The sequence below is a fragment of the Erysipelatoclostridium sp. MSK.23.31 genome (assembly GCF_019125875.1).
GTDB classification, from domain to species: Bacteria; Bacillota_I; Bacilli_A; order Erysipelotrichales; family Coprobacillaceae; genus Thomasclavelia; species Thomasclavelia ramosa.
This window is the reverse complement of the sequence record NZ_JAHOCB010000019.1, coordinates 10,975-26,166: the sequence shown is the minus strand read 5'-3', so window position 1 is coordinate 26,166 and position 15,192 is coordinate 10,975. Positions and strand designations below refer to the sequence as shown.

At 30.6% G+C, this 15,192-nt stretch carries 11 protein-coding genes; all 11 read left to right on the top strand.

Annotation, left to right across the window (positions count from 1 at the left end):
- The first annotated feature begins 31 nt into the window (after window positions 1–31).
- Window positions 32–1,480: a glycoside hydrolase family 1 protein gene (locus tag KSU54_RS09765; protein ID WP_003537849.1), complete on the top strand. Its 1,449-nt coding sequence runs from the start codon at window positions 32–34 to the stop codon at window positions 1,478–1,480.
- Between the two features lie 97 nt (window positions 1,481–1,577).
- Window positions 1,578–2,582: a choloylglycine hydrolase family protein gene (locus KSU54_RS09760; protein WP_117792174.1), complete on the top strand. Its 1,005-nt coding sequence runs from the start codon at window positions 1,578–1,580 to the stop codon at window positions 2,580–2,582.
- A gap of 134 nt (window positions 2,583–2,716) precedes the next feature.
- A complete protein-coding gene (locus tag KSU54_RS09755) occupies window positions 2,717–5,224 on the top strand; it encodes a ribonucleoside-diphosphate reductase subunit alpha (protein WP_009300807.1) in 2,508 nt (835 codons plus the stop codon).
- 9 nt (window positions 5,225–5,233) lie between these two features.
- The gene (locus KSU54_RS09750) at window positions 5,234–6,274 is read left to right on the top strand and encodes a ribonucleotide-diphosphate reductase subunit beta (protein WP_003537856.1); all 1,041 of its coding nucleotides are present in this window, start codon (window positions 5,234–5,236) and stop codon (window positions 6,272–6,274) included.
- 280 nt (window positions 6,275–6,554) lie between these two features.
- Window positions 6,555–6,824: a DUF6688 domain-containing protein gene (locus tag KSU54_RS19430; protein ID WP_418361539.1), complete on the top strand. Its 270-nt coding sequence runs from the start codon at window positions 6,555–6,557 to the stop codon at window positions 6,822–6,824.
- Window positions 6,812–7,018 (top strand): DUF6688 family protein, encoded by a 207-nt coding sequence (locus tag KSU54_RS19425; protein WP_117792176.1) that lies wholly within the window; start codon window positions 6,812–6,814, stop codon window positions 7,016–7,018. Before KSU54_RS19430 ends, KSU54_RS19425 begins: the two co-directional genes overlap by 13 nt.
- Window positions 7,019–7,552: 534 nt before the next feature.
- Window positions 7,553–8,251 carry an ABC transporter ATP-binding protein gene (locus KSU54_RS09745; protein ID WP_008792963.1) on the top strand — a complete coding sequence of 233 codons (699 nt, stop codon included), beginning with the start codon at window positions 7,553–7,555 and terminating at the stop codon, window positions 8,249–8,251.
- A 12-nt stretch (window positions 8,252–8,263) separates the two neighbouring features.
- Window positions 8,264–10,510 (top strand): ABC transporter permease, encoded by a 2,247-nt coding sequence (locus KSU54_RS09740; RefSeq protein ID WP_117792178.1) that lies wholly within the window; start codon window positions 8,264–8,266, stop codon window positions 10,508–10,510.
- A gap of 41 nt (window positions 10,511–10,551) precedes the next feature.
- On the top strand, window positions 10,552–11,505 hold the full coding sequence (locus KSU54_RS09735; RefSeq protein ID WP_003537862.1) for a helix-turn-helix domain-containing protein: 954 nt from the start codon (window positions 10,552–10,554) through the stop codon (window positions 11,503–11,505).
- A gap of 83 nt (window positions 11,506–11,588) precedes the next feature.
- The gene (locus KSU54_RS09730; RefSeq protein WP_003537863.1) at window positions 11,589–13,352 is read left to right on the top strand and encodes an ABC transporter ATP-binding protein; all 1,764 of its coding nucleotides are present in this window, start codon (window positions 11,589–11,591) and stop codon (window positions 13,350–13,352) included.
- Window positions 13,349–15,088 carry an ABC transporter ATP-binding protein gene (locus tag KSU54_RS09725; RefSeq protein WP_117792181.1) on the top strand — a complete coding sequence of 580 codons (1,740 nt, stop codon included), beginning with the start codon at window positions 13,349–13,351 and terminating at the stop codon, window positions 15,086–15,088. The genes KSU54_RS09730 and KSU54_RS09725 overlap by 4 nt, the downstream gene beginning before the upstream one ends.
- The last annotated feature ends 104 nt before the right edge of the window (window positions 15,089–15,192 follow it).

Genomic DNA, 15,192 nt, shown 5'->3' with positions numbered 1-15,192 from the left:
TATAATAGTAGTATCAAAGGAGGAACAAAGTATGAGTAGATTTCCAGATAATTTTTTATGGGGTGGAGCTAGTGCTGATTTTCAATATGAGGGTGGATTTGGTGAAGGTAATCGCGGCTTGATTACAGCAGATTTTGTAACAGATGGTAATGTTGATACGTTACGTCAGGTAACTTATAAGTGTAAAGATGGAACGCTTGGTTCGTCACCATTAAAGGCTGAAATTCCTGAAGGAGCAACTGGATATATTGATCCTGAGCGTTATTATCCAAGTCATGATGGAGTTGATTTTTATCATCGTTATAAAGAAGATATCGCTTTAATGGCAGAAATGGGATTTAATGTTTATCGTTTTAGTATTTGCTGGACAAGAATTTTTCCGACAGGCGAAGAGGCTGAAGGAAATGAGTTAGGTTTGAAGTTTTATGAGAATGTTATTGATGAATTATTAAAGTATCACATAGAGCCTTTAATTACAATTTGTCATGATGAAATTCCTGCATATTTAGCTGATCATTATGATGGATGGTCATCACGCCATACAATTAATTGCTACTTAAAATTATGTAAAACATTATTTGAACGTTTTAAAGGGAAAGTAAAATATTGGTTGACATTTAATGAGCTTAATGTTGTAAAGGGTTATGCTCAAATGGGAACTCATAAAATTGATAGTCAAACGCATTATCAAGCGATGCATCATGTTTTTGTTGCTAGTTCATTGGCAACAAAAATGGCTCATGAAATGATGCCAGGGTGCATGGTAGGAACAATGTATGCAATGAGTGGTTTATATCCATTAACTTGCAAGCCTGAGGACATGATGGCACATATGAATACTAGAAGATTATCATATTTTTATGCAGACACTATGGTAACTGGCGGATATCCATATTATGCACAAGCATTATTTGAAAAAGAAGGGGTCGTACTGGTTAAGGAGCCAGGTGATGATGATTTACTAAAAGAATATCCACTAGATTTTATTACTTTTAGCTACTATAGAACAACAACCGTTAATGCTAACACTAAATTAAATATTATCGGATTAGCAATGGATCTAAATCCCTATTTAGAAGCAACCCCTTGGGGTTGGCCAATTGATCCTGTTGGATTGCGCTATGTTATGAATGAACTTTATGATCGTTATAAAAAACCAATTATGATTGTTGAAAACGGAATGGGTGAAATCGATCATTTTGAAAATGATACAGTTATAGATGATTATCGGATCCGATATTTAAAAGATCATTTTAAAAACATGAAAGATGCCATTAATATTGATCATGTAGATTGTATTGGCTATACGATGTGGGGGGCTATTGATCTTGTTTCACTTAGTACCGGGGAAATGAAAAAACGTTATGGTTTTGTTTATGTAGATAAAAATGATGATGGTAGCGGAACATATAATCGATATAAAAAGAAAAGTTTTGATTGGATGAAAGAAGTTATTGCAACAAATGGAGAAAAGATATAAGGAGGGAAATAAAATTCCCTTTTTTTAAATTTTAATCGGGTCTATTTATAATTTAGGTTAATATATTTAAAGGAGGAATGATTAGGAGGAATCATAGATGTGTACAGCAATAAAGATATATTCAGATAATGGAGATATTTATTTTGGTCGAACAATGGATTTTTCATTTGAATTAAATCCTGAACTTTATTATATTCCTGCAAAATACCAGTGGCGCAATGTTCTAAATACTCATGATATTGAAAATAAGTACAATATTCTTGGTATCGGGCAAGATGTCTCTCCTGTTGCTTTAAGTGATGGTGTTAATGACCATGGATTTGCAGTTGCGGCATTATATTTTTCTGAGTTTGCTCAATATGATGGGCTAAAAAAAGATAATACATCAATTATCCCGATCGCTGCTTTTGAACTAGTTTATTTTTTATTAAGTCAATGTGCTTCAGTAAAAGAAGCTCAAGAATTAATAAAAGTCATCAAAATTATTGGTGTAGAAGATAGTATTACACATATAGCAGCTCCTCTTCATTGGATAATAAGTGATGCAAATAACAATTGTATGGTGATTGAAAAAACAATAGATGGTCTACATGCGATTAATAATCCTATTGGTGTTCTTGCAAATAGTCCAGATTTTTCTTGGCATATGACTAATTTACGAAATTATTACAATTTATCGCCATATCAATTTCAAGAAGCAATATGGAACAATATAAAACTTACTCCATTTGGACAAGGTGCAGGAACATTAGGTTTACCAGGGGATTATACACCACCATCACGTTTTATTAGAGCAGCATTTCAAAAAACATATACAGATATTCCAATTGATCGTCATCAAGCTGTGATAACTTGTTTTCGGATCATGGAAACGGTCAGTATTCCTAAAGGGGTCGTCATTACAGCAGATCAAACTTCTGATTATACTCAATATACGATGTTTATTAACTTAGCAACTCGAGAATATTATTTTAAAACATATTGGAATAATCAGATAACAAGAGTTGAATTTCCTCAATATGATGAAAAAGATATGAAAATGCTTTCATTGGGACCGTTAAATCAAACGATTGAATTTAAAACTAGAAGTATTTTTTTATAAAAGGATGTGTTGTTAGATACATCTTTTTTTGTTTATATTTATGATTATTGTGAAAGAATAAAATATGCTTAAGCATATTCGTTGAAGATAATCGAATGACTATGCTAGAATGGCATTCTAAGGATGTGAAAAAAATGTTGATACAAAAAAGAAATGGTCTTTTTCAAGACTATGATAACAATAAAATAGAAACAGCAATAAAAAAAGCTTTTTGCAGTTTATCTGAAACAATAAAAGATGATGAATTAAAAAAGATGATTGCAGATATTGAAAAACATATTATAGCTGATATGTCTGTTGAAGCAATTCAAGATTTGGTTGAAGAAACATTGATGAAACATGGATATCTTCAAGTAGCAAAAGCTTATATTTTATATCGTCAAAAGCATACGGAGCAGCGATTGATAATTGATGAACTGCTTGCCTTATTGGGAGATCAAAATCTAAAAAAGGTTCTATTGAAGATTCACAAAGACTATCCTCAAGAAGAATATTCATTGCAATTATTATTAGTGAAATTTAAAACATTTTATAAAGAGGGTATGAGTCATTTTGAAGCGTTGAAAATGTTGATGAAAGCGAGTGTGGAATTAATTAGTAAAGAAGCACCTAAATGGGAGATGATTTCAGCTCGATTTTTAACTTATGATGTAAATCAACAGGTTGACCAAAAAATGAATACCGCTGGTAGATATACTTTTTATGAGCGGATTAACTATTTAGCACAACAAGGTTATTATGGACAATATATTCTTGAAAGCTATTCAAAAGATGAAATAGACATGTTAGGACAGTATATTAGCGAATCGCGAAATGAATTATTTACATATAGTGGTCTTGAATTGATTGTTAAAAGATACTTGATTCAAAATCATGACCGCGAAATTATTGAAAAACCACAGGAAATGTTTATGTCAATTGCTATGCATTTGGCCATGAATGAATCAAATAGAGTTAAGTGGGCAAAAGAGATTTATGATATTTTAAGTACTTTAAAAGTGACGATGGCAACACCAACTATGTCTAATGCGAGAAAGCCATTTCATCAAATGAGTTCATGTTTTATTGATACTGTCGATGATTCATTAGCAGGAATATATAAAAGTATAGATAATTTTGCTAAAGTTTCAAAAAACGGTGGTGGAATGGGACTGTATTTTGGAAAAGTACGTGCTAATGGAAGTAGTATCAGAGGTTTCAAAGGAGCAGCAGGAGGTGTGATTCGATGGCTTAAACTTGTAAATGATACTGCAACAGCAGTAGATCAATTAGGAGTTCGGCAGGGAGCAGCAGCAGTATATTTGGATGCATGGCATAAAGATCTACCCGAATTTTTACAAATTAGAACAAATAATGGCGATGATCGAATGAAAGCACATGATATTTTTCCTGCGGTTTGTTATCCAGATTTATTTTGGAAATTAGCTAAAAATGATTTGGAAGCTTCATGGTACATGATGTGTCCACACGAGATACATGAAGTTAAAGGTTATTATTTAGAGGATTGTTATGGTGAAGAGTGGGAAAGGAAATATTATGAGTGCGTTGAAGATGACCGAATTCCTAAACGCGTTATGACAGTTAAAGAAATTGTTCGTTTAATTATTAAATCACTAGTTGAAACAGGAACTCCTTTCACATTTAATCGCGATCATGTTAATAATTTTAATCCTAATCCTCATCAGGGAATGATATATTGCAGTAATCTTTGCACAGAAATTGCTCAAAATATGCAAGCGATGGAGATCTTACCGTCTGAGGAAATTGAGGTTAATGGTGAAACTATTATTGTTGAAAAAACAAAACCAGGTGATTTTGTAGTTTGTAATTTAGCTTCATTAACATTAGGTCATCTTGATGTCTTAAATGATGATGAATTGAGACACGTTATCAGTGTTGTAATTAGGGCTTTGGACAATGTAATTGATTTAAATTATTATCCAATTCCTTTTGCCAAAATAACTAATCAAAAATATCGTGCGATTGGATTAGGAACAAGTGGTTATCATCATATGCTGGTAAAATTGAAAATGTCATTTGAAAGTGATGAGCATTTACAGTTTATTGAGCAGCTTTATGAAAAGATTAATTACTTTGCGTTGGAAGCTTCATGTGATTTAGCTAAAGAAAAAGGAAGTTACTCATTGTTTAATGGTAGTGATTTTGAAACAGGTGCATACTTTATAAAACGTCGCTATCAAAGTAAAGCATGGCAAAATCTTCAAGCTAAAATCAAAGAAAATGGTTTAAGAAATGGATATCTTTTAGCGATTGCCCCAACCAGTTCAACTTCAATTATTGCTGGAACAACAGCAGCTGTTGATCCTATCATGAAAAAGTATTTTATGGAAGAGAAAAAGGGAAGTATGATTACTAGAGTTGCTCCCGACTTAGATTCTGAAACTTTTTGGTTATATAAAAATGCGCATTATATTGATCAAGAGTGGATTGTTAAAGCAGCGGGAATTAGGCAGCGTCATCTCGACCAGTCACAATCAGTTAATTTATATATGACAAATGAGTTTACTTTTAGAAAGTTGCTTAATTTGTATATTAAAGCTTGGGAGTATGGTGTTAAAACATTATATTATGTTAGAAGCCAGTCTTTAGAAGTTGAAGAATGTGAATCATGCAGTTCATAGGAGGTAATAATGGAACTTAAACAAAAAGCATTATTTAATGCTAAAGGTGATATTGATGTAAGAAAACGTCGAATGATAAATGGAAATACAACAAATCTTAATGATTTTAATAATATGAAATATCAGTGGGTCAGTGATTGGTACCGTCAGGCGATGAATAATTTTTGGATTCCAGAAGAAATAAATTTGACTCAAGATATTAGAGATTATCGTTTGTTAAGTGAGGCAGAACGAACCGCATATGATAAGATTCTTTCATTTTTAGTTTTCTTAGATTCTTTACAGACAGCCAATCTTCCTAATATTGGTGAGTATATTACAGCAAATGAAATTAATCTTTGTTTAACCATTCAAGCATTTCAAGAAGCGGTCCATTCACAAAGTTATAGCTATATGCTTGATTCAATTTGTTCACCAACTAAACGAGATGAAATTTTATATCAATGGAAATTTGATGAACATTTGTTGAAGCGAAATGAATTTATTGGTGAACAGTATAATGCATTTCTTGAACATAAAGATAGTTTTCATTTAATGAAAACGATTATGGCTAATTATATTTTGGAAGGAATTTATTTTTATTCAGGATTTATGTTCTTTTATAATTTAGGGCGAATGGGTAAGATGTCGGGATCAGCTCAAGAGATTCGTTATATTAATCGTGATGAAAATACACATTTATGGTTATTTAGAAATATGATTATTGAGCTGCAAAAGGAAGAACCGACATTATTTACCCCTGAAAAGATTGAGGTTTATCGTAATATGCTAAAACGTGGAGTTGAAGAGGAAATTGCTTGGGGGCAATATGTCTTGGGAAATCGAATTGAGGGTCTAACGATGGATATGGTCAGTGATTATATTCATTATCTCGGTAATTTAAGAGCATTTTCATTGAATTTTGAACCATTATATGAAGGATTTGAGACAGAACCTGAAGCAATGAAATGGGTAAGTATTTATAGTAATGCAAATAACATTAAGACCGATTTTTTTGAAGCAAAATCTACTGCTTATGCAAAGTCTAGTGCTATTGAAGATGATTTATAGAATATTTAGAAAAGCAAGATAGAAAACTACCTTGCTTTTTTGATTGATCTATTGTTCAGCTATTTGATGCATAAACGTTTATTAGAGGAGGATATATTGATGTATAGAATAAAAAAATCCGTTATTATTTTCTTCGCTTATCGCATTTATTGTTAGCCTGATCTATTTATTAATATCTATAGTAATAGCAGTATATTATAATCTATGGAATGGTCTATTCCTTCATTCTTATTGTAATTCAGTCGTTTTGGTGTTTTGTTTCCTGTGATAATGATGAGAAATTTTTTATACACCGCTATATATTTTATTTTCAAATATTAATGTGGATGTATCATTGGATAATTTAGCTTTGTCTTCACCAGTTGTCTCGAGCATGTACTTAAATATCATTATGATAGCATCAGTAGGAATCATCGGTTATATAATTTTACAGTCTATTCACCTTAATAAACAGCCACCTTTAATTACTGTCTTTAGTATTTCAGCGATGCATAGGTGCTATTTTAGTGATTTTAATTTTATTTTGTCAAAGCTCCGATGCTATTATTAAGGCGTGAACATGAAGCTATTGTTAATCATCAATTATGTATCACTAATACTTTTGAACAGGTTTTTAAAGAAAAAATGCTAAAACTTTATAAAAAAGTTCGGTATCTTTGTAATACTCATGGATATCCTTTTACTAAAAATATTCATTCAAAATATCTTGCTAATTTAATTTATCTAAAAATGAAGCTTCTATGATACTTTTTACTGATTATCTATCTGGTAGACAGTAAGCTTAAAAACTGTATTGCAATGTGATATATTAAACTTTGCCTAAAAATAATAACTATGCTAGTAATAGTTTATTTTTTTATTATATATTTGTTTGACAAGTCTAACACCAGGAGATAAGATATAATTGTTGGTTAGATTAGGCTAACTATTATAATTGTTTTAATTGAAATATTTAGCATTAAATCCTATTTTAAAAAGATTATAGAGGGTGTTGTGTGGTGAATCGGATGATTCTATTCGAAAAATCAATTTGTAAGATTGAAAAATGAGAATTATCCATATTGTGTGATGATGGAAATTAATGGGATGAGTTGTACCGATTGTCAGCAGCAAATTGAAAATGAGTTTAATCAGAAGAAAATTTATTTAGAACAGCATTTGGCTGTACTTCTACCAAAACAAGATGCAAGTGTGGAATCAGTCTAGGTCTTAATAAAGTTAGTTGGCTATCGTGTTATTAAATTAAAAAAATCTGAATTAAAAGATAGGGGGATTTATATGTATTTGCAATTAGAAAATGTAGAAAAATATTATGGTGAAAATGAAAATCGGGTTCAAGTTTTAAAAGGGGTCAATGGTTCAATAGAACGCGGTGAAATCTGTGTTATGCTAGGACCTTCAGGCTCTGGTAAATCAACATTATTAAATTTAATTGGAGGTATCGAAATAATTGATTATGGTAATGTGATAGTTGGTGGAATTGATTTAGCATCTTTATCAAAAACAAAATTAGGGTTATACCGGCGGGATACTTTGGGCTTTGTTTTCCAATTTTATCATCTAGTCCCAAATTTAACAGTAAAAGAAAATATTGAAACAGGTGCATATTTGAGTAAGACACCACTAGCTGTTGAAACACTATTAGATAAATTAGGATTAAAAGAACATTGCAATAGGTATCCTAATCAATTATCAGGAGGACAGCAGCAACGAACTGCAATTGGTCGTGCTCTAGCAAAAAATCCTAAATTATTATTATGTGATGAACCGACAGGAGCTTTAGATTATCATACATCTAAAGATATTTTAGAATTATTAGAACAGATTAATCAGGATTATGGAACAACTATTTTAATTGTTACTCATAATGATGCAATTGCTAAAATGGCACATCGCGTGCTGCGTTTGCGAGATGGACAAATTATTTCAAACTATTTAAATACATCACGAATCAATGCTAAAGAGTTAGAATGGTAGTAGGGTGTTAGCATGAAAAATCCATTAAATAAGAGTTTAAAAAAAGAATTCACTGATAACTTAGCTCGTTATCTAGCACTTGCTTTGGTCATGATAGTTATGATTGCAACTGTTTCAGGTTTTTTTAGTGTAGCTTATAGTGTTAATAATCTATTAAAACAAAATCAAGATGAATGTTTAGTCGAGGATGGACAGTTTACTGTTTTAAAACCATTGACTAAAGAAGTAATTAAAGAAATTGAAAAAGAGCCTGTAAAACTTTATGAAAATTTCTATAGCGAGCAAAAGATCAAAAATAGTGCTACATTAAGGATATATCAAGATCGTGAAAATATTAATTTGGTTACAGTTTACCAAGGGAAACTCCCAAAAAAGCATCAAGAAATAGCATTAGATCGGCTTTTTGCAATAAAAAATGGTTATAAAATAAATGATCAAATTAAGGTCAATGGTATAAAGTTAACTATCGTTGGATATTTAAGCCTACCTGACTATAGTTCGTTGATTAAGGATAATAGTGATTTAATGATGGATCCTATCCATTTTGGAGTTGCTATTGTAGATGAGTCAGATTTTGCTTTATTAAAAGAGAATAATATTAATTATACTTATAGTTATAAATCAAATGATGATTTAAGTAGTAAAGAAAATTACGATCAATTAAATCAAATTAGAGATATCGTAGTTGATAGTGGATGTAGCTTAACAGGAATGATGACCCAAGAGATGAACCAGGCAATATCATTTTTACCTAATGATATGGGTGGTGATATCCCAATGATGAATATGTTGTTTTATATCATTTTGGTTATTTTAGCCTTTATTTTTGTTGTAATTTCACAGGCGATAATTGAAGACCAAGCAACTGCAATTGGCACATTACTAGCTAATGGTTATACAAAACAAGAGTTGATTCACCATTATCTTACTTTAGTAATGATCATTGTTTTTGTAAGTGGACTAGTGGGAAATGTTATTGGATATACAATAATGCCTTCATTTTTTTCTAATATGTACTATAACAGTTATTGCTTGCCACCATTACAGTTAAAATTTATTCCTAGTGTATTTGTTAATACTACTGTGATTCCTTTTTTGGTTATTTTGATAGTCAATTATTTAATGTTATGGCATAAATTAAATATTTCGCCATTAAAATTTTTAAGACAAGATCTACATGAAAATAAGAAAAGTCATTATATTCATTTAAAGCAAACGTCGTTTATTAAGCGCTATCGTCAAAGAGTGATTCTTCAAAATAAGGGAAGTTATTTGGTTTTAATGATTGGAATTATTTTTGCTAGTTTTCTTTTAACTTTTGGTTTTTGTATTACCCCGTCGATTGAACGTTATTTAGAAAATATGGAAAATAGTATTAAAACAAACTACCAATATCTTTTAAAGGTACCAGTTGAAGCTGCTGGAGAAAAAATAACATATACATTATTACAAACCTATTTTGCTGCTGGGGAAATTGACTTAGATGTTTCATTCTATGGATTAGATGATAATTCTATATATTATGCGGATATTGATTTGCCAAAGGAAAAAGATCAAATTATTATTTCCTACGATTTTGCTAAAAAAGTTGGCTTAGAAAAAGGAGATAAAGTAACGTTTACAAACCAATATACTGAACAAGAATATCAGTTAAAGGTTTTTGATATTTATAATAGCCGAACTAATATAAGTGTTTATATGTCACGTGAATCATTAAATAATTTACTCGAAGAAGATCTGAATTATTATAATAGTTATTTATCAGATCAGAAGTTAAATATTGATAAAAAATATCTTAGTACGATGATTACTAAGACAGATATGCTGAAAATTGGTGATCAAATGACGGAAACCTTTTCACAGATGATTCCGATTATGAGTGGGATAGCGATAGTTATTTATTTAGTTGTAATGTATATTCTAACAAAACTAGTATTAGATCGAAATACTAATTATATGTCGTTTTTAAAAGTGATAGGCTATAACAGCCAAGAAATTGCTAAGATATATCTTAAAGCTACAGCTTTGGTAGTAGTATTTTCATTATTGATTAGTTTACCAATTTGTAAATATGGTTTAGAAATATTGTTTATTCAAGCAATGATGAGATTTGCAGGATATATAGAAATCTATATTCCAACCTACCTCTATGTAATGATTTTTACTGTTGGCTTAATTACTTATTTTGTTGTTAATTGGCTATTGAATAAACAAATTCAAAGAATTGATTTAGGGAAATCTTTAAAAGAAACAGAATAACTATAGGTTATTCTGTTTTCACCTAAAAGGAGGAGATTTTAATGCTTGAAGATATTAAGCTGCCGTTTATAGATAAAAAGGTTATTAATAAGCATGAAAGAGAGTATCAAATAGGTTTAATCGATGGACAGGGAGTAATGACGAGCATAGATATTTATCCAGGGATACAAGTTATATATAATAATTTTCATTGTTTTACTGCTCCGACTGATCAATCTCTCAATCGGCATCGTTATATTGAAATTAATCATTGTCTAAAAGGTAAATTTGAATGTCAGTATAATAAAAATTATTATGCATATTTATGTCAAGGAGATTTAGCAATTAGTGGTGGAACATTAAATAAATTAACTCACTCATTTCCATTGGGTTATTATAATGGTGTAGAAATTTTGATTGAAGTAGAAAAAGCTAAAGAGAATAAATTATTAGATGAATTCAATATTGATATTGATTTAATCAGTAAACGTTTAAAAGAAAGCCATAATGTATATATTTTTCGTGCTACTGCTCAAATTGAACATATTTGTTTAGAAATGTATGAGATAGAAGAGGAATTAAAGAGGAATTACCTAAAAATAAAAGTGTTAGAACTGTTATTATTTTTATCACATCATGACTTTGGAATTTTAGAAAATGAAAAGCATTATTATCCAAAAAAACAAATTGAGATTATCAAGGCAATAAAAACAGAGCTTAGTAACAATATTTCAGCTAAATATGATCTTGAAAAACTAGTAAAACAATACAATATTAATATTCATACATTTCGTAAAGCATTTAAAGAGATTCACGGTAAACCAATCTATCAGTGGTATAAAGAATATCGTTTAGAGTATAGTTTAGGTCTACTGATTAATACCGATATTCCAATTATCGAAATAGCTAATGAGATTGGTTATTCTAATCCAAGTAAATATTCAGCTGCATTTTATCAATATACTTCTATGACACCCCAGCAATATCGTAAATCACATCTTAAAATGGAGCAATAATAACAAAATGGAGTAGCAGTAATAATATTTAGGAGTTATACTCTCTTATAAAGTTAGTCTATTCTAACTAAAGGAGGGTTAATATGACAGTATTAAAATCTTTATTTGCTTATGCTGGCAAATATAAATATTTAACAATACTTTCTTTAGTATTTTCAATGATAAGTGCTATTTTATTATTAATGCCATTTATTATGATTTGGAAAGTTATTGAGGTTATTTTGGCAGAGTATCCAAACTTTGCCCAAGGAAGTATTGCGATACAATACGGCTGGTACGCGTTAATTTTTGCTGCAGTTGGAATTTTATTGTATGTTTCGGGCTTACTTTGCTCACATTTAGCTGCATTTAGAATTGCTTCAAATATGCGTAAAAAAGCTTTACATCATGCTGTTCAATTACCACTTGGATATTTTGCTAAAGAAGGAAGTGGTAAATTAAGAAAAATTATTGATGAAGCTGCAGCTTCAACAGAAACTTATTTAGCACATCAATTACCGGATATGGCACAATTGATTACTACTGTTTGTGCGGTAATAGTCTGTTTATTTATTTTTGATTGGAAGTTTGGGATAGCTGCACTAATTCCAACGATTTTAGCACTATCAAATATGTTTAAAATGATTGGTCCTGGCTTACAGGAATCAATGAAAGCATATATGGATGCACTTGAAGGAATGAGTAATGAAGCAGTTGAATACATTCGTGGGATACCTGTTGTTAAAACATTTCAACAGACAGTTTTTTCTTTTGACCGTTTTCATCAATCAATTAATAATTATGAAAAATTTGCAATTGGTTATACAAATAAGATGCGTTTCCCAATGACTTTGTTTACGACCTTCATCAATAGTATTTTCATTTTCATTATTGGCACAATGATGTTATTGATCTTAAACGGTTTTGATTTAAATTCTTTAATGCCAGATTTCTTATTTTATGTTATTTTTACACCAATTATTGCAGTAACAACTAATAAAATTATGTTTGCAAGTGAAAATACAATGATGGCTGCAGATGCTTTAAACCGAATCGAAGGAATTATTAATCAAAAGCCGTTTACGTATAAGCATAGTCTGCAAGAAATCACCAATAGTGATATCGAATTTGAGCATGTCTCTTTTACTTATCCAGAAAGTGAAAATGAAGTCATTCATGATGTTAATTTGAAAATAAAAAGTGGTTCTATTGTTGCTTTTGTTGGTAAAAGTGGAGGTGGTAAATCAACGCTAGTATCCCTAATACCGAGATTTTATGATGTGACTAAAGGGACTATTAAAATTGGTGGTGTCGATGTTAAAGAAATTAGTGAAAAAGAATTAATGAGTAAGATTTCATTCGTATTTCAAGACAGTCGTCTTTTAAAGAAAAGTTTTAAAGAAAATATTAAGATGGGATCAAATGCAAGTGTTGAAGATATTCAGACGGCAGTTCATAAAGCTCAATGTGATGATATTATAGAGAAATTTGATCAAGGATTAGAAACTAAGATTGGTAGTAAAGGGGTTTATTTATCAGGTGGGGAAACCCAAAGACTGACATTAGCACGAGCCATTGTTAAAGATGCTCCAATTTTGTTATTAGATGAGGCTACTGCTTACGCTGATAGTGATAATGAAGTCTTAATGCAAAAAGCAATTATGGAATTAGCAAAAGACAAGACTACGATTATGATTGCTCATCGACTTTCAACAATTGTAAATGTTGACTGTATCTATGTTGTTGATAATGGTGAAATTATTGAGAGCGGAACGCATCAAGAATTATTAATTAAAAACGGATTATATGCTCAAATGTGGCATCAATATTGTCAGTCAGTAGAATGGAAAGTAGGTGAACAAGAATGATAAAAAAGGTTCAAGAGCGTTTTGCTTTAACCCATTTGGGAGCAGTTAATTTAATTAAGGCTTGTGTTTCATGTACGATATCATATTTAGCAATCGCAATGTCAATTGGAGTGTTATATTATTTTACTTGTGATGTTTTAGAAATGCTATATGGCAGTTCAAATACAATCTTATATTCAATGTATCTGATTGAATTTGTAATAGTTGTTATCTTAATTTTTATCGCTCACTATATTCAATATAATATGACTTTTTATAATACTTATAAAGAAAGTGCAAGATTAAGGATTCGTGTTGCTGAAAAACTTCGAAAATTCCCGTTAATGTTTTTTTCAAAACGTGATTTATCAGATTTAACAACAACAATTTTGTCTGATGTTACGGGAATGGAACAGGCTTTATCACATTTTATTCCTGAATTCTTTGGGTCAATAGCTTCCACACTTTTACTATCTATATCGATGTTCTTTTTCGACTTTAGGATGGCTTTAGCAGCTGTTTGGTGTGTTCCTGTATCATTTTTATTAGTAGTTCTGGCTAAACGAAAATTAAGTAATGCTGGATTTAAAGATCGTCAAAAACAATTAGTTCGAACTGAAAAGATTCAAGAGACGCTGGAGACAATTAGGGATTTAAAAGCTAATCACTATACTCAGCAGTATCTTAATGAGGTAGATCAGGTTATTGATGATTGTGAAAAGAGTCAAATTAAAACAGAACTTACAAATGCTTTATTTGTAGTTAGTTCACAATTGATTTTAAAATTAGGAATTGCAACAGTAGTCATTTATGGAGTAACATCACTAATCAATCAAACGATTGATCTGAAAGTCTTTATGTTATTTTTAATTGTTGCTTCTCGTCTTTATGATCCTCTTAGTGGAACATTACAAAACTTAGCAGCGATTATCAGTTGCGATCCTAAAATTGCTCGTCTAAATGAAATAGAAAATTATCCCCTTCAAACTGGTGAAGAAAAATTCGAGCCAAGTAACTATGATATTGAATTTAAAAATGTTAGTTTTGAGTACCAAACTAAAAAAAAGGTACTTGAAGATGTAAGTTTTGTTGCTAAACAAAATGAAATTACGGCTTTAATTGGAAATAGTGGTGGCGGTAAAACAACCTGTGCTTCATTAGCTGCTCGTTTTTATGAATTAAACGAAGGGGTTATTAAAATAGGTGGAATTGATATTTCTACAGTTGATCCAGAAATACTATTATCAAAATTTTCTATTGTTTTTCAAGAGGTTGTTTTATTTAATAATACTATTTTAGAAAATATTCGCATTGGTAAAAAAGATGCAACTGACGAAGAAGTCATGGAAGCAGCTCAAAAAGCTTTTTGTGATGAGTTTGTTGAAAAATTGCCAGATGGATATAATACGGTTATTGGTGAAAATGGTTCAAAATTATCAGGTGGGCAACGGCAGCGAATTTCAATAGCTCGAGCAATTCTTAAAGATGCACCTATTATTTTATTAGATGAAGCAAGTGCTTCATTGGATGTTGAAAGTGAGACCTTTGTACAAAAAGCGTTATCACGTTTGATTGCTAATCGAACCGTCATTATGATTGCTCACCGGATGAGGACGATTGCTAATGCCTCTAAGTTGATTGTTTTAGAAGATGGACATGTAGTTGAGCAAGGAACTCCAGAACAATTATTACGTAAAGAAGGGGTTTATCAAAGAATGGTTGACCTGCAAAAAATGAGTAACGAGTGGAAATTATAAAAACTAGCAAGATATTGCTGGTTTTTTTGTTAGACTTATATAACTTTAGATTGACTATGACGAAAAAAAGAGTATTCTAATAGTATAGAGTGTTAGCTTTGACT

Coding starts and splice junctions, on each gene's coding strand:
- KSU54_RS09765 (WP_003537849.1), top strand. CDS start 32: ATGAGTAGATTTCCAGATAATTTTTTATGGGGTGGAGCTAGTGCTGAT.
- KSU54_RS09760 (WP_117792174.1), top strand. CDS start 1,578: ATGTGTACAGCAATAAAGATATATTCAGATAATGGAGATATTTATTTT.
- KSU54_RS09755 (WP_009300807.1), top strand. CDS start 2,717: ATGTTGATACAAAAAAGAAATGGTCTTTTTCAAGACTATGATAACAAT.
- KSU54_RS09750 (WP_003537856.1), top strand. CDS start 5,234: ATGGAACTTAAACAAAAAGCATTATTTAATGCTAAAGGTGATATTGAT.
- KSU54_RS19425 (WP_117792176.1), top strand. CDS start 6,812: ATGCTATTATTAAGGCGTGAACATGAAGCTATTGTTAATCATCAATTA.
- KSU54_RS09745 (WP_008792963.1), top strand. CDS start 7,553: ATGTATTTGCAATTAGAAAATGTAGAAAAATATTATGGTGAAAATGAA.
- KSU54_RS09740 (WP_117792178.1), top strand. CDS start 8,264: ATGAAAAATCCATTAAATAAGAGTTTAAAAAAAGAATTCACTGATAAC.
- KSU54_RS09735 (WP_003537862.1), top strand. CDS start 10,552: ATGCTTGAAGATATTAAGCTGCCGTTTATAGATAAAAAGGTTATTAAT.
- KSU54_RS09730 (WP_003537863.1), top strand. CDS start 11,589: ATGACAGTATTAAAATCTTTATTTGCTTATGCTGGCAAATATAAATAT.
- KSU54_RS09725 (WP_117792181.1), top strand. CDS start 13,349: ATGATAAAAAAGGTTCAAGAGCGTTTTGCTTTAACCCATTTGGGAGCA.